Genomic DNA, 19,763 nt, shown 5'->3' with positions numbered 1-19,763 from the left:
TGTCGGGAATGTCACGCCACCTGCCGACGCAGGTGCCACAGCAGATACGGCGCAGCGATCAGCATCGCGAGCACACCCGCCGGGAGTTGTTGCGGGAAGAGCAGATTGCGTCCGAGCCAGTCGGCGGCGATCATCAGCAACGCCCCGGACACCGCCGACGCGATGGCCTGCGAGCGTCCCTTGCCGAACCCGGCCATGCGTGCCAGATGCGGCGCGAGCAGACCGACGAACGACAGCGGACCGACGACGAGCGTCGCCACGGCGCTGAGCGTCGCGGCCAGGCACCACATCCATAGGCGCGCACGCCGCACGTTCACGCCGACGGCGCTCGCCGTAGCGTCGCCCATCGGCAGCAGATCGAGCCAGCGCGATGCCAGGCACGTCAGCAACAGCCCCACCAACGAAGCGACGACCGTGCCCACGGCAATGCCGGGACCGACGATGTAAGTAAGGCCCAGCATCAGGGAGCGCAGCAGGAAGGCATTCGCCGTGCCACTCGCGCTCCCGATGGCCACCAGCGACTGCGCCATGCCGGAGATCGCCACCCCTGCGAGCAGCATGCGCGTAGGCGAGAAACCGCCCTTGCGCGAGAGCGTGAGCATGACCGCGAGACTGAGCGCAGCGCCTGCGAAGGCGGCAATGAACAGTGCCGACGCCGACGGACCGACCACCGCGAACGTCACGATCAGCACCCCCAGCATGGCGCCGCCGCTCACGCCCAGCAGTTCCGGGCTGGCCATCGGGTTGCCGCTGATCCGTTGCAACAGCGTGCCCGCCAGCGCTAGTGCGACTCCGGCTGCGGCCGACGCCAGCATGCGCGGCAGCCGCCACGGCGAAAGCGATACCCATGACGCGTGCGTCGCCCATTCCCAGCCGTCGAACGAACGCCCGAGATGCTGCGTTGCCCAAACGAGCGCGCCCCCCAACACGAGTGCCAACACGAGCCATCGGAACGGTCGACGCACGCGTGCGGGCGGCGCAGCATCCGCGCTCGCCACTTCCCCGGCTCGCGTGCGGCGCAGCAGCCATAGCAACAGCGGTCCGCCAAACAACGCAGCAGCGGCGCCTGTGGGCAACGACGCGCCGTCGAACAGTGGCAACCACTGCACAAGTTGGTCGGTCAGCATCAGCATGAGCGCGCCGACGAACGGTGCCCAGATCACCTGATCGCGCAGACGTCGCGCGCCGGCAAGCCGCACCAGTTGCGGTCCGGCCAGACCGACGAAACCGATGATGCCGACGACGCTGATGATGCATGCCGAGAGCGCCACGGCCACCCCCAGTCCAGCGGCGCGAATCCATGCAACGCGCGCGCCGAGCTGGGTCATGCTGCGGTCGTCGAGCGTGAACAGCGTGAGCGGTCTGAGCAGCAGCGCCGCCGCAACGACGGCCACGATCACGCGGGGCAACAGCCATGCGAAGTCGTGCCAGCCGTTTTGCACCAGCGACCCGGCGCCCCATGCGAAGACACCGACGAGCGCGCGTTCGTGCGTCATCGACACCATGATCGACAGCCCGCTGCAATACAGGTTGACGATCATGCCCGCGAGAATCACAGGGATAGGGGCGAAGCGGCTGCGCCACGTCAGTGCCATCACCACGGCGATGGCCGCCGCCGAGCCGAACAACGCGACGCCCGAGCGCCACGCGAAGGCCACGGCAGGCAACCAGATCGTCGCCGCCGACAGCGCAAGCGACGCGCCCGATGCCACACCAAGCGTCAACGGCTCGGCGAGCGGATTGCGCAGGACCTGCTGAAACATCACGCCCGCGAGCGCAAGCCCGGCACCGGCCAGCACCGACATCGCCAGTCGCGGCAGCCACGCGTAGCTCACGAGCAGGCCCGACATCGCGGCAGCCGAAGCCGACGCATTTGGGTCCAGCGTCGGATATATGACGGCGTGCCAAACGGCGGCGAGGAACGTGCCGCTGTCGACGCCCGCCGGGCGCAGCGACAGCAACGTGACGAGCGCGAGCCCCATCGCGGGCACGCCGACGATCGTCGCCAGAAGCCAGAGATGACGCATCTCAGGGCTTGTCGCGGCCCCATGCGGCTTATCGGCCGTCATCGGTTGAAGCGGATGCCCCGTGCTCATGCCGCTGCTCCCAACAGGGCGACGCTCAACGCGTCGGCCAGCTTCACCGCCGTGGGCGTGCCGCCCGTCGGCAACATGATCGGCAACTGACCGACGCGCGCCCCGCGCACGAACGGCAGCGCCTGCCACAGCGGGCTCTGCCCGAGCATGCCCAACAATCCGGGACGCGCACCGATCAGCATCGCGCGCGCCGAGGCATCCGCGCCGAGCTGCGTGTAGTCGATCTGCGCCATCCCCTCCGTATCGCTCGGGCGTCGCCACGCGTTGGTCAGCCCCACGGCGGCCAGCGTCCCGCCGAACACACTTTCACGGCCGAAGACGTTCGTCAGACGCGTGTCGATGGGGCTCATCAGATACAGCGGGCGTTGTGTGACGCCGTGCTTCGTCAAGCGCTCGCGAACCTCTCCCAGATGCGCGTCGGTTGCAGCCAGCAACTGCGACGTTTGCGTCGGACGCCCCAGCGCATCGCCCAATGCCCGCGCGCGACGCTGTGCGAGTTGGTACCCGTCCTCATGCGGATGGGGCCGCGGAGCGACGAATAGCGGCGCAATGCGCGCAAGCGAATCGGCGAGCGCCGCGTGCGCGGGGGTGATAACGATCAGGTCGGGACGCAGCGCCTGCACTACTTCGAAATTCGGTTGAAAGAGGAGACCGACGTCGACGACATCGTTGGGCATGGCGGGCGTGCCCGACAGGAGCCGATACCAGAACGGACGCGCCACGCCCACGGGCGTCACTCCCAGCGCCAGCACCTGCGCTGCCAGCCCCCAGTCGAGCACTACCACGCGCGGCGTGCGGCCCGAGGCGATGGAAGAAGCCGCAGATGAAGCCTCGGCGGGCGACGCGAGTACGGCCCCCGCCCCCATGAACGGCGCCAGCGCACCAACGCCAAACGCCGCCAGAAGGCGGCGTCGTGCAGCAAACGATTGTCGTTGCATCACCATTGATATCGGGCCGTCCCCAGAACGGTTCGCGTCGAGCCCCAGTAGCACACCGATGACGTTGTGCAGTACGAGAGGTATTCGCGGTCGAAGAGATTGCTGACGTTCACGGCAAAGCGCCATTGCTGCCAGTCGTAGTGCACGGCGGCGTCGACCAGTGTGCGGCTCGGCACTTCGAACGTGTTGGCGGCGTCGCTGGCCGACGAACTGATGTAACGCACGCCCGCGCCGAACCCCAGATTGCGCAACGCCCCCTCGTGCAGCGTGTAATCGGCCCAGAGCGCGACGCTGTTACGCGGCGTGATCTGCGGGCGCTTGTCCTGCGCCGTTGTGCTTTGCAGGTTGACCTGATTGATGTACGTGTACGACGCGATCACCTTCAGATCGCGGGTGACGTTGGCGCGCGCTTCGGCTTCGAATCCGCGCGAGCGGATTTCGCCCGTCTGCGTCGGGAAGGTCGGGTGCGCAGGATCGACCACGCTCACGTTTTCCTGACGCAGGTCGAAGGCCGAGAGGCGCAGCGATGCGTCGTAGTTTTTCGGCTGGTAGCGCACGCCGACTTCGTACTGCTTGCCTTGGGTCGGCGAAAGCGCGTCGCCTGCGAAGTTCGTCCCCAGCACCGGCGCAAAGGACTTCGCATAGCTCACGTACGGCGCGACGCCGTTGTCGAAGACGTAGGACAGTCCCGTACGCCAGGTGAACGCACTGTTGTCTGCTGAGCGCTGCACGCCGTTCGTGGTCGAGCGCGTCGTCGCCCAGTCTTCTCGCACGCCGAGCGTAAGGACCCAGCGGTGGTACCGCAGTTCGTCCTGCGCATACAGCCCGGCCTGACTCAACGAATAGTCGAGCCGCGTGTTCGGACTCACGCCCGCCAGCGCGCCGTAGTTCGGATTGAACAGATCCAGTTGACCGACGACCGCACCGCCGTAGTTATCGCCCTCGAGCACGCGGCGATAGTCGAAGCCGAAGAGCATCGTGTGTTCGACCGGACCCGTCGCGAACTTCGCTTGTGCGTTCGTATCGATCTGCCACTGGCTCACATGTTCGAAGTCGGCGTTGCCCCACATGGCCACCGTGCGCTGGTCGGCCGCAAACGGGCTGGTGACGGACGTCTGATAGTAGTTCTGGTCAATGTGCAGATAACGCGCGTTCTGCGAAATGCGCCACGTATCGTTCAGTTGCTTCGCGAACTGGTAGCCGAACCAGTATTGCGTGCGCTGCATGCCATCGCGATTCGGGTCGCCGAAGTACTGATCCGGGCCGAGACGGCCGTTCGGATTGACGAACAGCGTGCCGCTGGCGGGCACCGGATTGAACAGCCCGCCCGCCGGGTCGCGCTGATAACCCGCGAGCAAGGTGAGCGACGTGTCGCGATCCGGCTTGAACGTGATCGAAGGCGCAATCGCCAGTCGCTGGTCCTCGATGGCGCTGACCTGCGTCTTGGCATCGCGCGCCAGACCCACGACGCGATAGAGGATCGTGCCGTCCGGCGTCAGGGCGCCACCGAGATCGAAGCCGGTTTGATAGGTGTCGTGATTGCCGATCTGGAGCATCACTTCGCGCACAGGCTGATCCGTCGGCAACTTGCTGCTGTAGTTGACGATGCCACCGGGGTTGCCTTGCCCGTACAGCACGGAGGACGGTCCGAACATCACGTCGATGCGCTCCAGCAGATACGGGTCGACGCGGGCGGTCGCGAAGCGCGGCGACGGGAAGATGCCGAGGCCATCAAGATAGGCGTCGATATCGAAGCCACGGGCGCGAAGCTGGTCGAAGCGCACGTCGGTCCCGTCCTGCGTATAGACGCCGGTCGTGTAGCGCAATGCCTGATCGATCGTGATCGCGCCCTGATCGTCCATTTGTGCACGCGTGACGGTCGAAGTCGCTTGCGGCGCGCTCAGCGTCGATGCGTCGGTCTTGGTGACGGTCGTCATCCGTTTGGCGACATAATCCCGCCCCGGCCCGTTCGGCTGCTCGGCAAGCGCGCTGTCACGCACTTGCGTTGCGGGCAATGTCACTGCGCCCGCCGCATTCGCTGCACCGGCCACACCCCCTGCCCCCGATGCATTCGTTGCACCGGTCGACGACATCTCGCTCGCGTCCACCGCCATCGCAGCGTGCGGCCCGAAAACCGCGGCCGCGAGCACTGCCGCCATGACCGTCATTCGTCGCCCACCGTTCGAATGGGTCGCTTTCCCCGTGTGATTTCGTTTCACTTTACGTCCGCTTTTCGCGTCAGAGCCATCCTGATGGGACGAATTAAAATAAATGAGACGCATTACTATTATCACTTGTATCTTCCACCTGAACCCCGATGGCAGTTGGTAGAATACCGGCGATGCTTTTGCTGTGAATCGCAAAAAATGTTGAGAAAAGGACAATTTTTGTCCTTTTCGCTATGCTTTGGCGTGTCGGGTCTGCCTCACGCGGGGTGACGGGACAAACGACACGTCCTCTGACCGAATGGATCGGTCCGGTTGGGAAGTCGTCATGAAGGAATTGCTGCTGCGTCGCTATCCGGAAACGCGCCGTCATTTACCGCGCGACGTCACGCTTAGCGGCATGGAATGTGAGGATGGTGAGCGCCAGCCGTGGCATCAGCATCAGCACGGTCACGTGGTGATGGCGCTGCGCGGCGTGGTGCGCGTGCTCACGCCTGCGCACACGTGGACACTGCCCGCATCGCGCGCGCTCTGGCTGCCGCCTAATACGCCGCACGAACTGCACGCCGTGGGGCGCATGCAGTTCTGCACGATCAGCGTCGAGCCGGGCACGGTGTCGTGGCTGTGGCCGAACGCGCTCGTGCTGACCGTCGGCCCGCTCCTGCGCGAGCTGGCCGTGGACATGTTGTCCGACGGTCTGCACTACGCCCCCGACAGCCGCACCGCCCTCTGCGTCCCTTTGCTCCTGCGTTTGCTTCGCGAGGCGGCTGCCCCGGGCGAGCATGGCCTGCCGCTGCCCAGTTCCGCGAAGCTGCTGGCCATTTGCGAGCACATGATGATGGCCCCGGCGACCGATTACTCGCTGGAGCGCTGGGGAGAAGAACTGGGGGCGAGCGGCAAGACGCTCGCGCGCCGCTTCAAGGACGAGACGGGGATGACCTTCGGGCGCTGGTGCCAGCATATGCGGGCATCCGAGGCGATCACGCGACTGGCGCTCGGGGCGTCGGTCGGCGACGTGGCGCTCGCGCTCGGCTATCAGAGCCCGAGCGCTTTCATCGTGATGTTCAGGCGGCTGTTCGGCCGAGCGCCGCAACAATATCTGGCCGTGGCCGAACGCTGAGCGGCGTCGGCATCGGCATCGGCATCGGCATCGGTGTCGACATATCGCCCGATCAAGCCACCCCGAGCGGCGTAGCGCGCGAGGCAAACGTATCGCGAATCGACGCGATGGCCGCGATGGTTTCGTCGATATCCTCATCACCGATATGGCGATGCGTCACGAGTCGCAGCATCGACGTGCCGCTCGCGCGCGCCAGAATGCCGTACGCCGCGAGCGCCGCCTCCCATGCCTTCGGGTTCGTCTCGCGTTGCTCGCCGACACGCAGACGCACGATGTTGCTCGTGGACGGCACCGCATCGACCAGTTGCGGATCGATCTGCGCGAGCCCGTCCCACAGACGTTGCGCACGCGCGTTGTCGTCGGCCAGTCGCACAACCATCGTCTCCATCGCCACTTTCCCTGCCGCCGCCATGATGCCCGCCTGACGCAACCCGCCGCCCGTCATGCGACGGAAGGTGCGAGCCTGTTCGATCATGGCGTGTGAGCCGACGAGCATCGCGCCCATCGGTGCCGACAGCCCCTTCGAGAGGCAGAACGTCAGGCTGTCGCAATGCGCGGTGATCTGACCGACGTCCACACCCAGCGCCGCCGCCGCGTTGAACACGCGCGCACCGTCCATATGGACCGGCACGCCCGCACGCGACGCGAGCGCGTGAACATCCGCCAGATATGACAGCGACGGCACGTAGCCGCCGGAGTGGTTATGCGTGGACTCGACCGCGACCATTGCTGTCGGCTGCCCATAACGCGAAAAGCCGGGACGCAACGCCCCGGCCAGCTGATCGAGATCCATCTCGCCGCGCACCGATGCAATGAGCACCGGGTACAGATGTGCGAGCCGCGACATGCCGCCCGCCTCCGACTTCGCCATGTGGGCCTGCGCGTCGAGCACCGCTTCGCCACCGCGTGTGGCGTGGCACAGCGAAGCGATCAGATTGCCCATCGTGCCGGAGACCACGAACATCGCCTCCTCTTTGCCGGTGACGACCGCCGCCACATGTTCCAGCGCGCGCACGGTTGGATCGCCTTCGAGGGTGTCGTCGCCCAGCGACGCGGTTTGCATCGCCTCCCACATCAGTGCGGTGGGCCGGGTGACGGTATCGCTTCGCAGATCGACGAAACGTTCGGTATTGCCTGAGGTCATGCGAACTCCTGACCGTGGGCATGGCTGCCCGCGCGCGCGGTTTCCGACCCGGCGGCGAGCGCCGCCTGCACCGCTTCGGGCGATTCGTACGGAATACCGGCGAGCTTCATGACGAGCTTGATGGCCACGGTGTTGCTGAAAACGTTGATGGCGGTGCGGCCCATGTCGAGGAAGGCATCGACACCGGCAATGATGGCGAGCGCTTCGATGGGCACGCCGATGGTCGTGAGTACCATCGCAATCGCCACCAGACCGCCCGAAGGCACGTTCGCGCTGCCCTTGCTGGCGAGCGTGGTAACGAGCACGATCGAGAGCAGCGTCGGCATGTCGAGCGGCACGTGGTAAGCATCGGCAAGGAAGCCGACGGCCAGCGCGAAGTACATGATCGAGCCGTCGCGATTGAACGCATAACCCAGCGGCAGCACGACCGAGGCGATGGCCTTCGGCACGCCCATCGCGATGAGCTTTTCCATGTGCAGCGGCAGCGTGGCTTCGGACGAGCGCGTGGCGAACGCGAGAATCACCGGCTCTCCGATGGCGCGCGTCGTCGCCCACGGCTTTTCGCCAATCGCCTTGAGCAGGATCCAGAACAGCACCAGCAGCACGCCAAGGCCGAGGTACATCGTGCCGACGAGCTTCACCAGCGCGAGAATCGTGCCGATGCCCTGCGTGGCGAACAGCCACGAGATGATCGCGAAGATCGCCAGCGGCGAGAGCGAGATGATCCAGTCGGTGAGCTTGAACACTGCGCCCATGAGCGCGTCGAGCACGCCGACGAGCGGCTTCGCGCGCTCGCCGATGGACGACAGCGCCAGGCCGAGCAACACGGCAAAGACCAGCACCGGCAGCAGATTGCTGCCACTCATCGCCGCGAAGATATTCGACGGAATCATCTCCAGGAAAAACTTGGTCCAGTCCACCGAGGCGGCAATCGGCTTGGCCGACGCGTGTGCCGCCGCGAGATTCGCACCGAGCCCGGGATGGAAGATCGCGTTCAGGCCGAGTCCGATCACGATCGAGACGAGCGTCGCAATGAAGAAATAGATCAGGCTGATGGCGGAGACGCGGCCGAGCGCGCGCGCGTTGTGCCCCATCTGATAGATGCCGAGCGTGATCGCCGTGAAGACAAGGGGCACGACGATCATCTTTACGGCCTGCACGAAGGCCGTGCCCACAGGCATGAGCTTCGTGGCGAGCGCCGGGGCGACCATGCCGCAGCCGATGCCCAGCGCCAGACCGATCAGCATCTGAATGGGTAACGGAAGGAGGCGCTTCTTCTTGCTGGCAGTGCTTGACGACATGACGACTATCTCCGGAAATTACGTGGCGCTGCGGCTCACCTGGACTGGCACGGAATCACGTGCTGAGCGGCGTTAGCGCTTGCGGCTTTTGCCTGCGGGTGCCGCGGCGGGTGCCCCCGCCGACTGCGCGGCAGGCACCGCGGACGGCGCCGCAGGAGGAACGAGCGCCTGCAAGCGAGCCTGCATGGCGTGCGTGAGGTGGTCCCAGACGTGACGCTGGGCCGCCTCGGGACGCCCGGCGGCGATGGCATCGAAGATCGCGAGGTGTTCGCGAACGGCGGTGCGGGTGCGCTCGGCGTCGTAATGCGGAATGCGTTGCAGCGCCAGACCGTTCTGGGTGCGCAACGCGTGATAGGTCTCGGTGAGCCGGACGTTGTCGGCTGCGGCGAACATCGCTTCGTGGAACTGCCAGCCCACACGTTGGGTGATATCGACGTCGAGTTCGATGCCGTCGGTCCCCTGTGCGTCGAGCGCGCGCAGGCGCACAGCGACTTCTTCGAGTGCGGGCGTCACGCCCTTTTGCGCCGCCAGCCATGCCGCCATGCCTTCGAGGGCCAGACGCACTTCGTGAATTTCGCTCAGATCCCGCACCGACAACTGACGCACGAAGGTGCCGCGCATGGGCACGATCTCCAGCAGGCCGTCGTTGGCGAGCGCGCGAATCGCTTCGCGTACGGGCGTGCGGCTGATGCCGAAACGCTCCGAGAGCGCGCGCTCGGACAGCGCCTCGCCCGCGCGGATTTCGCCGGAAACGATCAGATGGCGAATGGCGCTATACGCCGATTCGCTCAGGGCCGGGGTTCGTTGGGTCTGGTTCATGACTGGTATACCAGCAAAAAACAATTTGCCCGTCAACGACAAAGCTGTGGAATGGGTGGGTTTGCGGGTAAACGATGAGCCGGAGCCGGGCGCTCCGCCTCCCGCCAGGCCGTGGCCTCAGTGATCGAGGAAATGCGTGATCGCGAAGTTGAACATCGTCGGATCCTGAATGAAGGCGAAGTGGCTCACGCCCGGCAGGATCATCAGTTGCGCGCCCGGGATCGTGTGCGCCATGTAGATGTTGTGTTCGAGCTTGATGCCTTCGTCGTGCTCGCCGTCAAGGATCAGTACTTTCGATTTGATCGTGTTCACACCGAACGCCACGATCTTGCCCACACGGTCCGGATAGCGGATGGCGAGGTCGATGCCCTGAATTGCGCCGTCGCTCCAACCGACGACGTGCCCGGTGTTAGGATGCCCCTCTATCCGTCTCGCGTATTCCGTCATGATCGACCTCCACGTACTGCCCTTCTTTCTCGCCACAGTGCTCATCATGGTGGCGATTCCCGGTCCGACAACCATTTACATTTCGACGACGAGTGCTAGTCAGGGCTTTCGCTTCGGCCTCGCGTCCTGCTTCGGCGTGATGCTCGCCACGCTCGTGCACGTGAGCTTCGCTGCGGCCGGTCTCACGGCGCTGCTGCTGGCGTCGCCGTGGCTGTTCAGTGCCATCAAGTTGCTGGGTGCGGGCTACCTGGTGTATCTGGGCGTCAAGGTCATTCGCAGCAAGCCACCGGCGTCGGGGACGACTGCCGCACCGCAATCGCAATCCCGTGCGCTCGGCGAGACGATCAAAAAAGGCTTCCTCGTCAATCTGCTCAATCCGAAGACAGGCCTCTTCATCGCGGCGTTTCTGCCGCAATTCGTCACGCCGTCGCTCGGTCATGTGCCGCTGCAGATCGTCACGCTGGGTCTTTTGCTGGTCCTCGTGGGGGGTGTGAGCGACACGACCTATGCTGCCCTCGCGCGCACCGTCGGCCGCGCGCTCGCCAACCGCAGCAAGAAGCCCGGGATCGGCAAGTACATCGCGGGCCTGCTCTACATGGGGCTGGGCGTCGCGGCGCTGGCGACATCGAACGGCACGTCGAAGTAGACGCATCGAAAGCGAGGTTACAAGGAATGCCGTGCGAGACTACAGCGCGCGGCCATCTGGCCGTCGCGCACAACGAATTTCCGAATTTGTCGCTATCTACGGCATTCCCGCAGACTTTTTCCTAACGGTGTCGCGCTACGCTTTGAGTGCGATGCGCGTCAACGCCTCGAAGACATCTCGCCCCGCACCGTAGGCCGGGTCGAATTGCAGCGCATCGCGCGCGCATTTCGCCGTGATCTCGGGCGCAATGGCCAGCGACGGTCCCATCAAGCTCGTCGCCAGTTGAATCTCGCAGGCGCGGTTCAGCGTCCAGAGATAGGTGAAGGCTTCCGGAATGCTGCCGCCCCACGAGAGCAGACCGTGGTTTCTCAGAATCACCGCTTTCCTGTCACCGATGCTGTTAAGCAAGCGCGGACCTTCGTCGGCATGCACCGTCACGCCTTCGAAATCGTGATACGCCACGCGCTCCTGCAATTGCGCGCTGTAGAAGTTGTCGCTGCGCAGCCCCGCAGCGGAACATGCGACGGCAACGCCCGCCGTGGTGTGCGTGTGCATCACGCAGTGCGCCCCCGGCAATCCCTGATGCAATGCCGCGTGCACGGTGAATCCCGCCGGATTGATCGGGTAATCGCTGCCGCCGAGAATATTGCCCAGGCCATCCACTTTGACGAGATTGAGCGGCGTCACTTCCGAGTAGTGCAGACCGAACGGGTTGATTAGAAACGCCGGAGGTCTGGCGTCCGCCACACGAAGCGTAATGTGGTTGTAGATCAGCTCGGTCCAGCCAAGATAGTCGAAAGCGCGGTAACAGGCGGCCAGTTCGCATCGCGCCGCCCATTCGGCGTCGCTCATGCCGTTCGGTCGCGTCAGCGATGCAAAGGCGGACTGTGAGGAAGGTTCGTTTTTCATGGTTCTGCGTGTCTCCTGATAGCCCTGAGGAGTCTACGCGGCCCCACGGCGCGCTTCGCGATTTCTGCTTAAGCGTTCGTTAATGGCGCTTACGAATGCGCAAATCCGGCGCGTCGCCGCACATCTCGCATCACCGTGTCAGCGCCCGATACCAGTCGTCGACCCAGCGAATGAGGAAGGTGTGGAACCCGGCCGCTGCGGGCGATAGCTCGCGCTCTTTGGCGTGATAGAGACAGATCTGCCGGATCGTTTCCGGTTTGCCTGTGCGCCGCATGACCAGTTCCTGGCTGCGGGCAAAGCCCTGCACATAGTCCGGTGCGAGCGTCACTGCCAGTCCGGCACGCGCCATGCCGAATGCCGTGGTGACGTTCTCGACGATCTCGACGGGAAAAACGCGGCTGCCCTCAGGCTGATCGCTGAGCATGCGCGTGACGCTGTACTCGTGATCGCGTCCGGTGGCGACGATGGCGGTTTCGCGCAACACCTCCCACGGCACGACGTCATATCGCGCGAGTGCGTGTTTGGGCGAACACCAGACTACCCACGGACTGTCGAACAATGGTGTCGCACTCACACGATCGCCCAGCGGCTGATTGGGCCCGAGCGCGATATCGATCTCCCCGTCGGCAACCGAAGACACGAGGTTTTCGACTTCGACATCCGTCGGTCGAATCGCCACCTTCGGATGAAGTTCGCGATACGCCGCAATGGCGTCGGGCAACACGGCTGCACAAAGTACGAGTGGCGCACCAACTCGGATGACGCCCGACGCACGGTCCCGTATGTTTTTTGCAGACCGCTCCGCCGCGTGGAGCTGCGCCATGGCAGCGGTGGCGGCGGGTAGAAAGTCGGCGCCCGCGACAGTCAGCGTGACGCGTCGCGTCGTCCGGTCGAAGAGTCGAAAGCCGACCTCCCGCTCCAAGTCACCGAGCAACTGACTCACGGCTGACGGTGTCAGACACACCCGATCCGCTGCACGCGCAATGCTCCCGCAATCCACGATCGCGAGAAACGTTTCCAGTTGACGTGCATTCAGTCGGCTTAGTGGCATAAGAGAAACAGGTACTCGAAAATTTGGTTCATCGCGCAATAGCGTGGAGGGATTTGACAAGTTTTCGTACTCTTGATGGCAGGAATTTGCCATCAGGAGTGCGTGGAGATGCTGGATCGCAAGCTGCTGGAGTCGCTGGGAGGCTGGCAGGGCTATGCCGTCGAACGCGTGGAGTGGCCCGAGGGCACAGGGCGCACGCTGTCGATCTATTTGAAGCCAACCGCCAAGGTGATGCTGTGCGAGCAGTGCGGCGCACGATGTCGCCAGGTCCATGAGACCACGGTGCGCCGGGTGCGAGATCTGCCGTTATTTGAGTACCGGGTTGTTCTTCATGTTCCACGCCGGCGCTTGTTGTGTGAGCAATGCGGTGGCCCGCGCCTGGAGCGGCTTACTTGGCTGGGTCGCTACCAGCGGGTGACGGATCGGCTTGCGGCGGCCTGCAGCCAATTGCTGCAATCGAGCAACGTGCAGGCGGTGGCGAGGTTCTTCGAGCTGGGTTGGCATACCGTCAAGACGCTGGACAAGGCCCGGCTCCGAGCGTCAGTGCGCGAACCGGATTGGTCCAGGATCGAGTATTTAGCGATGGACGAGTTCGCCCTGCATAAAGGGCATCGGTACGCGACGGTAGTCGTCGATCCGATCAGCAGGCAGGTGCTGTGGATCGGCCCAGGACGCTCACGCGAGACGGCTCGGGCGTTCTTCGAGCAATTGCCGCGTGGGGTCGCCCAACGCATCAAGGCCGTAGCCATCGACATGACTACGGCCTACGAGTTAGAAATCCAGGCCCACTGCCCACGGGCGGAGATCGTCTATGACTTGTTCCATGTCGTGGCCAAGTACGGACGAGAGGTCATTGATCGGGTGCGCGTGGATCAGGCCAACCAACTGCGCCAGGACCGTCCCGCGCGCCGGGTCATCAAATCGAGCCGCTGGCTGTTATTGCGCAACCGCGACAAGCTAGACCGGCAGCAGGCCGTCCGGCTCGACGAATTGCTGCAAGCCAACCAGCCGCTGCTGACGGTCTATGTCCTGAGGGACGAACTCAAGCGGCTCTGGTTCTACCGAAGACCTGCCTGGGCAAAACAAGCCTGGCACCACTGGTGCGAGCAGGCCGAGCAAAGCGGAATAGCCCCCTTGAACACCTTCGCTCAGCGTCTGAAAGGCTATCTGCATGGCATCCTGGCCAGATGCCGACATCGTCTAAACACCAGCATCGTTGAGGGCATTAACAACACTATCAAGGTCATTAAGCGGCGCGCCTACGGCTACCGAGACCAGGAATACTTCTTCCTCAAAATCCGCGCCGCCTTCCCCGGTAATGCTCAATGAACCGAAAATTTACGTCTTCGTAGCGCTCCACTGGCGTACACCGGCACTTGCCGTCTGCGTATATGTTCCCGAAATTCTGCCAGGCCCCACTACGCGCCCTTCCATCTGGACTTGGTTTCCGAGCCAGTTGCTTGCCTGAATCGTGACGGTATCCCCTTCGATGCGGCCGGAATCGATTGTGGCATTGGCGAGTCTGCCGCTGATGGATGCGTCACCGGGATTTGTCTGCGTGATCGTGATCGTGCTCGTACCCGTACCAAAGCTACATGTCTGAACTGAGTTCCAGGTACCGCTTAAATCGATTTTCTGCGACGGTTGGTCAGGCGAGGCGGTTCGCCCCGGATTATCAGCGGGGGTGCCTGCCTGCTTGCATATCTGACACGAGATCGAGGATAGATTGGCTCGCGTAATCGGCTTCTGCCCGAACACCCTGTCTTCGCCGCGATTTCCCTGACTCAGAATTGTGAAATACGGCGTCCCGTCGACGTAGTAATCGACCTTCGAGCAGATGGGGGCGCTGGAGGTCAATTTCAGGTCAGCGCCGTAGCTGCCTTTCGTGGACTCGGTGGGAATAACGCTCACCGACACCGCACATGTGCCGACAATCTGCTGACAGTCACAATTGTTGCCCTGTCCAAAAGCAATGGTCGACACCATCAGAAGACACGCCCCAATCAATCCCCGCATTTGATTTCCCCGATTGTGTTTTCGCCGATTCTACGTCGCAGTAACCGGCTTGCGCATCATCAAGTTGAGGGATCCCAATGCGGTATTTTTATGCACCCGCGCCACAAGGAAGGACGATCGGCCCGCGCGGCCAACTACCCAGCCAGCGCCGCCATCTCTGTTGGAGACGCTGGCGGGCATGAAGCTTACGCCGTCAGCAATTCCCCTTCTTCGCTTGTCCTGGCGGGCAGAACCCATTGCCGGGGCCGCCGCGTCCGCCATGCGGACCGTCGTCGGGAACGTACACGGCACAGCTTGCGAGCAAGACCGTGCTGGCGAGAAGCAGGAAAGTGAGTTTGCGCATTTGTGAGGTTCTCCACGTGATGAATGAACTAAACGGCGTCTTCGCGCCATCTGAAGTCCATTCTACCGTTCGAGGCTAAGCGCGCCAAAACGCGAGCGGCACACAGCGCGGACCAAGGGGCGGTGGTGTCGACGGGCGAAAACCAGACAGCCGAATATCCCTGAAAGTCTTGTGGCGGAAAGCAGCCGGAGTCGAACCGACCTGGGAGCGTCTGACGCCCCCAACCGGGTTTGAAGCCCGGCCGCATCACCGGATACGGATGCCTTCCTTCAGACGAAGCAATTTCACTTGCTCGATGATGAGGCGTGCGTCCACGCACCGCGCGAAACCGCCGCCTTTGATGCCGCGACCGGCCAATATCGCTACGCCGCGCCCCACTCCACCCCGGGACGCCGCACATGCCGGTCACCAACGCGGCGAGTATATCCCGCACGGTCGAAGAACTCCAGAATCTGAATCGCACGCTTGCGCCCCAGACCCGTCGCATCCCGAAACGCTCCGGCCTCGACCCGACCGTCGCCCTGCGCAACGATGCCCGCGAGCGTCTGCACGCACGCATCGTCGTAGAACAGGTCCTTCACGATCTGGTGCACCCGCCCCTGACGCGCAAGCTTGCGCAACACGGCACGCACACGGTCCTCAGGCACATTCAGTTCGCGCCCCATATCGCGCACCCACGGCGGATCGAAACGACCCTGCGCGACCTTCGGCAACAACGCCTCGGCCAACGCTGTCTCCTCGGCCGTCATTTCGACACGATGGGTCGGCAGATGCCACCACGCCCCCGTGCGGGCCACCGTCCCCTCGCTCAGCAGCGCCTGCACGACGACGCGCCAGCGACCCGCGTCCAGCGACGGCCACGTCATGCGCCCAAGGCGCGCCGCATCGAGCCCCGGCTCGTCGGGCACGCGTGCGTGATAGTCGCCAAGCGATGCGACCACCCGGGCGCGCATTACCTCCCACGCTTGCGGCGAGAAAGCCAGCGCTTCGCCCTCGCCGCCCGACAGCACAACGGCGTCCGACGGCCACGACCATTGCGAAGCAGGCAAACCGGTGATTGCCATGACCTGCTGACTCGTCAGCCCGAACGGCGCCTGCGTCAGCAATGCATCCAGGCCGTTGCCGTCGAGGTACTGCGCTACGGCATCCAGCCACGCCAGACGCCCCGCCGAGCGTCGCTTGCGCTCGGGGGCCGCCGGATCCAGCACGCGTCCACCGCCGACGGTGGCCGTCGCCTGAGGATTGCGCACGATGAAGCGATCGCCCGGCATCGTGCACACCGGTGTATCGAAGACCAGTTGCACGCGCATCGACGCGCCGGGAGCGAGCGTATCGCCCCCCAGCAGTACGGTGCGTGCCTGCACGTGCGTCGTTCCCAAATGCACATGCAGGGGAAACCATTGCGTGAGCGGCGCGCTGCCGTCCAGCCAGTGCATGTCGACGTCCACATGCCTGGCGGGCGACGACAATCCCGACGCGACGATCCAGTCGCCACGGCTGAGCTGATCGCGCTCGATACCCGCCAGATTCAGCGCACATCGCTCGCCCGCCCTGCCCGCCTCTACCGGCCGGTTCTGCGCATGGATGCTGCGCACGCGCACCGGCAAACCCTGCGGCATGACCGTGAGGTTATCGCCCACGCGCACCGTGCTGGCGAACGCAGTGCCCGTCACGACCGTGCCATGCCCCGCCAGCGTAAAGACGCGGTCGACGGCCAGACGGAACAATGCATCGTCGCGACGCGTCGCATTGCCCGACTCACCCAACGCCTGGGCCGCCTGCGTCAGATGCTCACGCAACGTCGCCACACCGGCGTCGCCGGGCGTAGTCGCCGACACCGGCACCACGTCGGCCTGCGCGAGCGGCGTATTCGCGAGCCACTGCGAGATTTCTTGCCTCACGGCGTCCAGACGCGCGTCGTCCACACGATCGGCCTTCGACAAGGCCACCACGCCGCGCTTCACACCGAGCATCGTCAGAATCGCCAGATGCTCGCGCGTTTGCGGCATGATGCCGTCGTCGGCGGCAATGACCAGCAATGCGAAGTCGATGCCGACCGCTCCCGCCGCCATCGTATGAATCAGTTTCTCGTGCCCGGGCACGTCGATGAAGCCCAGCACCTCACCATCCGGCAACGGCGTGTAGGCATAGCCCAGTTCGATGGAAATACCGCGCGCCTTCTCTTCCTTGAGACGGTCGGTATCGACGCCGGTCAGCGCGCGAACGAGGCTCGTCTTGCCGTGATCGATGTGACCCGCGGTGCCGACGATCATGCGCGCAATTCCTCAAACTGAAGCGAAAGACGCATCTCGTCCTGCGCTTCGAGACAACGCAGGTCGAGCCAGAGTGTCTGATCGGCAATACGCCCGATCACCGGATACGGCAGACCTCGCAGCGCCGCTTCGAGCGTCGCGAGCGCACGGCCGCTGCCGCGCTTGCCGCCGCCCGCCGGGGCAATCGCCAGCCCATAGCTCGGCAACTGCTCGACCGGCAACGCACCGCTGCCGATCTGGCTGACCATCGGCGCGGCGGTTACGGTGTAGGCGTCGCCCAGCGACTTCGCCAGCACCGGCACCAGCCGCGCCGCCTGCGCGGCCATCTCGGCGCGCGTGCGCGTGAGCAGGCGCAACGTCGTCAAGCGTTCCGGCAGATGGTCGGGATCGCGATACAAACGCAACACCGGCTCCAGCGCCGCAAGCGTGAGCTTGCCAACACGAAGCGCGCGTTTTAGCGGATGCTTCTTGATCCTCGCGATGAGCTCCTTGCGACCGACGATCATGCCCGCCTGCGGCCCGCCGAGCAGCTTGTCGCCGGAGAACGTGACGAGATCGGCACCGGCCGCAATCGTCTCCTGCACGGTCGTCTCGTGCGGCAATCCCCAGCGCTCCAGCGGCGTGAGCGTGCCGCTGCCGAGATCGACGGCCACCGGCACGCCATGCGGCTTCGCGATCTCCACGACTTCCGACACATCGACGCTCTTGGTAAAACCCGTCACCTCGTAATTACTGCAATGCACCTTCATCAGCAGCGCGGTCTTCTCGCCGATGGCGTTGCGATAGTCGGCTGCATGCGTGCGGTTCGTGGTGCCGATCTCGACGAGCTTCGCCCCCGCATGCGTCATGATGTCGGGGATGCGAAACGCCCCGCCGATTTCCACCAGTTCGCCGCGCGAGACCACCACTTCGCGACGCTTTGCCAGCGTCGCCAGCATCAGCAGCACGGCCGCCGCGTTGTTATTGACGACCGTGGCCGCTTCGCCGCCGGTCAGTTCGCAGAGCAACGGAGAGATGAGGTCGTCGCGATCGCCGCGCCCGCCCGTCGCCAGATCGAATTCGAGATTGGCCGGTGTCGTGAGCGCCTGCACGACCGACTCGATGGCCGCCTCGGGCAGCAACGCGCGCCCGAGGTTCGTATGCAGCACCGTGCCGGTGAGATTGAAGACGGGGCGCAGTGTCGCGCGATTGCGTTCGGTCAATCCCGTTTTGATGCGCTCACCGAATGCCGCCGGACGCAACGCGTCGGACGGGAGCGTGCCCGCAAGCGCCGCCGTGCGGCACTCGTCCAGATCGCGACGCAACGCCGCCGTCACCTGAGTGCGTCCGAAGTCGGCAACCGCCGCGTGCAACTCGGGCGTCCCCAACAGCCGGTCGAGCGACGGCAGATCCGCCGCGCCCGCGCGCGGACCGGCCTGATCGGCCACGGGCATTGCCCCGCTTGCGTGTTTCATCAGGCTTCCTCGGCGTTTTGCCAGAGCAACGGATTGCCGTTCGCGCGCGCGTATCCCGCCTCGCCCATCAGCACGTCGAGCGCAAGACTCGCGAGATCGTCGGCGACCGGCTCCACGAACGGGTCCTTGTCCTGATAGAAGATCTTGCGGTAGCTATGGCAGTCGTCGCACGACTCGGCCCGGATGGGTGACGATGCAACGCGCTTGGCAGCTTCGTCGAGCTTGGGCCGTCCGTCCTTGCCCTTGAGGATGCCGCCGTCGGCTGCCGCTACGTCTTCGCCCGAGGCAGCGGCATCGCCCGCCTTGTCGACGACGTGATACGCGACATGTTCGCTCGCTTCGCAGTGCGTGCACTTCACGCGCACCATGTGCCACTCGGTCGAGCACAACCCGCAGGCCAGATAGCGGTAGCCCTCGTGCGCGCCGCCAATGCGAACGACGCTTGCCACCGGCAACGTGCCGCACACCGGGCACACATTGGGCACGTCGAGCATCGGCACTTCGCCTGCGTCGAACGTGCTGGCCACGCCCGTCCAGAGCACTTGCAGCGCCGCCATCAGAAACGGCGCGCTCGCCGCATCCACACCCTTGCCGTGCCCGGCGAGCAGCGCCTGCGCGCCCGCTTCGAGCGACGCCGGGTCGGCCGCGCGCACGCGATCGATCACCGCCTTCACCGCCGGGGACACGCCGGGCTGCGACGCCACCGCATCGAGCAACGGCGTGAGCAACGGCTGCCAGCGACCGGCATCGTAGCCACCGGTTGCGGGCACGAGCGGCATGCAGTGCTGCTGTGCCTGTTCAATCGATTCGGGGGACGGACGCTCCGTCTGAAAGTTGTCGAGCACGCGTTGCTGCGCGTCGACCAGTGCGGCCATTAGTCGCAGGTAATCGCCCAGCGGATGGCCGTCGGCCAACTGACGCAGGCGTGCCGCACGCGCCGAAAACACTTCGGCGCGTTGCGGCATGCGCAGGCGGGGAATGGAGGTGCGATCGAGGGACTCGATCTGTCCGGGTTCGAGAATGCGTTGCAAGGTGGCCGGC

The 19,763-nt window shown here is 64.6% G+C and carries 16 protein-coding genes and 1 tRNA gene; 3 read left to right on the top strand and 14 right to left on the bottom strand.

Annotated elements, in window-relative coordinates; translation table 11 throughout:
- Positions 1 to 11 precede the first annotated feature (11 nt).
- The 3 genes from fhuB to MB84_RS07755 form a co-directional block, all read right to left on the bottom strand.
- Entirely contained in the window at positions 12 to 2,027 is a 2,016-nt protein-coding gene (fhuB, locus tag MB84_RS07765) for a Fe(3+)-hydroxamate ABC transporter permease FhuB (protein ID WP_084010015.1), read from the bottom strand.
- A 65-nt stretch (positions 2,028 to 2,092) separates the two neighbouring features.
- The gene (locus MB84_RS07760) at positions 2,093 to 3,034 is read right to left on the bottom strand and encodes an ABC transporter substrate-binding protein (protein WP_169834992.1); all 942 of its coding nucleotides are present in this window, start codon (positions 3,032 to 3,034) and stop codon (positions 2,093 to 2,095) included.
- Positions 3,034 to 5,193, bottom strand: coding sequence for a TonB-dependent siderophore receptor (locus tag MB84_RS07755; RefSeq protein WP_245725510.1), 2,160 nt, complete (start codon positions 5,191 to 5,193; stop codon positions 3,034 to 3,036). Before MB84_RS07755 ends, MB84_RS07760 begins: the two co-directional genes overlap by 1 nt.
- A 334-nt stretch (positions 5,194 to 5,527) precedes the next feature.
- Between MB84_RS07755 and MB84_RS07750 the strand changes: the two genes are divergently transcribed.
- Complete coding sequence (locus MB84_RS07750; protein WP_046291365.1) at positions 5,528 to 6,319, top strand: AraC family transcriptional regulator; 792 nt, start codon at positions 5,528 to 5,530, stop codon at positions 6,317 to 6,319.
- A gap of 52 nt (positions 6,320 to 6,371) precedes the next feature.
- Here the strand turns inward: MB84_RS07750 and MB84_RS07745 are convergent, their stop codons facing one another.
- From MB84_RS07745 to MB84_RS07730, 4 genes are all read right to left on the bottom strand, one after another.
- On the bottom strand, positions 6,372 to 7,463 hold the full coding sequence (locus tag MB84_RS07745; protein ID WP_046291364.1) for a threonine aldolase family protein: 1,092 nt from the start codon (positions 7,461 to 7,463) through the stop codon (positions 6,372 to 6,374).
- Positions 7,460 to 8,764, bottom strand: coding sequence for a dicarboxylate/amino acid:cation symporter (locus tag MB84_RS07740; protein ID WP_046291363.1), 1,305 nt, complete (start codon positions 8,762 to 8,764; stop codon positions 7,460 to 7,462). Before MB84_RS07740 ends, MB84_RS07745 begins: the two co-directional genes overlap by 4 nt.
- 72 nt (positions 8,765 to 8,836) lie before the next feature.
- Positions 8,837 to 9,583: a GntR family transcriptional regulator gene (locus tag MB84_RS07735; RefSeq protein WP_065225762.1), complete on the bottom strand. Its 747-nt coding sequence runs from the start codon at positions 9,581 to 9,583 to the stop codon at positions 8,837 to 8,839.
- Positions 9,584 to 9,700: 117 nt separating this feature from the next.
- Entirely contained in the window at positions 9,701 to 10,030 is a 330-nt protein-coding gene (locus MB84_RS07730; protein ID WP_046291362.1) for an alpha/beta fold hydrolase, read from the bottom strand.
- Between MB84_RS07730 and MB84_RS07725 the strand changes: the two genes are divergently transcribed.
- Positions 10,029 to 10,676: a LysE family translocator gene (locus MB84_RS07725; protein ID WP_046291361.1), complete on the top strand. Its 648-nt coding sequence runs from the start codon at positions 10,029 to 10,031 to the stop codon at positions 10,674 to 10,676. The genes MB84_RS07730 and MB84_RS07725 overlap by 2 nt on opposite strands.
- A 135-nt stretch (positions 10,677 to 10,811) precedes the next feature.
- Here the strand turns inward: MB84_RS07725 and MB84_RS07720 are convergent, their stop codons facing one another.
- Entirely contained in the window at positions 10,812 to 11,585 is a 774-nt protein-coding gene (locus tag MB84_RS07720; protein ID WP_046291360.1) for a class II aldolase/adducin family protein, read from the bottom strand.
- Positions 11,586 to 11,715: 130 nt separating this feature from the next.
- Positions 11,716 to 12,636, bottom strand: a complete 921-nt coding sequence (locus tag MB84_RS07715; protein ID WP_046291359.1) for a LysR family transcriptional regulator — start codon at positions 12,634 to 12,636, stop codon at positions 11,716 to 11,718.
- A 108-nt stretch (positions 12,637 to 12,744) separates the two neighbouring features.
- Here MB84_RS07715 and MB84_RS07710 point away from each other — a divergent pair, with 108 nt between their 5' ends.
- Complete coding sequence (locus MB84_RS07710; RefSeq protein WP_046289972.1) at positions 12,745 to 13,965, top strand: ISL3 family transposase; 1,221 nt, start codon at positions 12,745 to 12,747, stop codon at positions 13,963 to 13,965.
- A gap of 9 nt (positions 13,966 to 13,974) precedes the next feature.
- On the opposite strand, the gene MB84_RS07705 is transcribed toward MB84_RS07710, so the two are convergent.
- The 5 genes from MB84_RS07705 to fdhE all read right to left on the bottom strand — a co-directional run bounded on the left by MB84_RS07705 (position 13,975) and on the right by fdhE (position 19,753).
- The gene (locus MB84_RS07705) at positions 13,975 to 14,622 is read right to left on the bottom strand and encodes a hypothetical protein (protein ID WP_157122657.1); all 648 of its coding nucleotides are present in this window, start codon (positions 14,620 to 14,622) and stop codon (positions 13,975 to 13,977) included.
- Positions 14,623 to 15,167: 545 nt separating this feature from the next.
- Positions 15,168 to 15,263, bottom strand: a tRNA-Sec gene (locus MB84_RS07700).
- Positions 15,264 to 15,357: 94 nt separating this feature from the next.
- Positions 15,358 to 17,268, bottom strand: a complete 1,911-nt coding sequence (gene selB / locus MB84_RS07695) for a selenocysteine-specific translation elongation factor (protein ID WP_046291358.1) — start codon at positions 17,266 to 17,268, stop codon at positions 15,358 to 15,360.
- The gene (gene selA / locus MB84_RS07690) at positions 17,265 to 18,722 is read right to left on the bottom strand and encodes an L-seryl-tRNA(Sec) selenium transferase (RefSeq protein ID WP_245725509.1); all 1,458 of its coding nucleotides are present in this window, start codon (positions 18,720 to 18,722) and stop codon (positions 17,265 to 17,267) included. Before selA ends, selB begins: the two co-directional genes overlap by 4 nt.
- Complete coding sequence (gene fdhE, locus MB84_RS07685; RefSeq protein WP_046291357.1) at positions 18,722 to 19,753, bottom strand: formate dehydrogenase accessory protein FdhE; 1,032 nt, start codon at positions 19,751 to 19,753, stop codon at positions 18,722 to 18,724. The genes selA and fdhE overlap by 1 nt, the downstream gene beginning before the upstream one ends.
- Positions 19,754 to 19,763: the final 10 nt, after the last annotated feature.

This window comes from Pandoraea oxalativorans (genome assembly GCF_000972785.3).
In the GTDB taxonomy this organism is placed as follows: domain Bacteria; phylum Pseudomonadota; class Gammaproteobacteria; order Burkholderiales; family Burkholderiaceae; genus Pandoraea; species Pandoraea oxalativorans.
The sequence above is the reverse complement of the archived record's forward strand: the minus strand, read 5'-3'. Positions and strand labels throughout refer to the sequence as shown.

Coding starts and splice junctions, on each gene's coding strand:
- fhuB (WP_084010015.1), bottom strand. CDS start 2,027: ATGCGTCATCTCTGGCTTCTGGCGACGATCGTCGGCGTGCCCGCGATG.
- MB84_RS07760 (WP_169834992.1), bottom strand. CDS start 3,034: ATGCAACGACAATCGTTTGCTGCACGACGCCGCCTTCTGGCGGCGTTT.
- MB84_RS07755 (WP_245725510.1), bottom strand. CDS start 5,193: ATGGCGGCAGTGCTCGCGGCCGCGGTTTTCGGGCCGCACGCTGCGATG.
- MB84_RS07750 (WP_046291365.1), top strand. CDS start 5,528: ATGAAGGAATTGCTGCTGCGTCGCTATCCGGAAACGCGCCGTCATTTA.
- MB84_RS07745 (WP_046291364.1), bottom strand. CDS start 7,463: ATGACCTCAGGCAATACCGAACGTTTCGTCGATCTGCGAAGCGATACC.
- MB84_RS07740 (WP_046291363.1), bottom strand. CDS start 8,764: ATGTCGTCAAGCACTGCCAGCAAGAAGAAGCGCCTCCTTCCGTTACCC.
- MB84_RS07735 (WP_065225762.1), bottom strand. CDS start 9,583: ATGAACCAGACCCAACGAACCCCGGCCCTGAGCGAATCGGCGTATAGC.
- MB84_RS07725 (WP_046291361.1), top strand. CDS start 10,029: ATGATCGACCTCCACGTACTGCCCTTCTTTCTCGCCACAGTGCTCATC.
- MB84_RS07730 (WP_046291362.1), bottom strand. CDS start 10,030: ATGACGGAATACGCGAGACGGATAGAGGGGCATCCTAACACCGGGCAC.
- MB84_RS07720 (WP_046291360.1), bottom strand. CDS start 11,585: ATGAAAAACGAACCTTCCTCACAGTCCGCCTTTGCATCGCTGACGCGA.
- MB84_RS07715 (WP_046291359.1), bottom strand. CDS start 12,636: ATGCCACTAAGCCGACTGAATGCACGTCAACTGGAAACGTTTCTCGCG.
- MB84_RS07710 (WP_046289972.1), top strand. CDS start 12,745: ATGCTGGATCGCAAGCTGCTGGAGTCGCTGGGAGGCTGGCAGGGCTAT.
- MB84_RS07705 (WP_157122657.1), bottom strand. CDS start 14,622: ATGGTGTCGACCATTGCTTTTGGACAGGGCAACAATTGTGACTGTCAG.
- selB (WP_046291358.1), bottom strand. CDS start 17,268: ATGATCGTCGGCACCGCGGGTCACATCGATCACGGCAAGACGAGCCTC.
- selA (WP_245725509.1), bottom strand. CDS start 18,722: ATGAAACACGCAAGCGGGGCAATGCCCGTGGCCGATCAGGCCGGTCCG.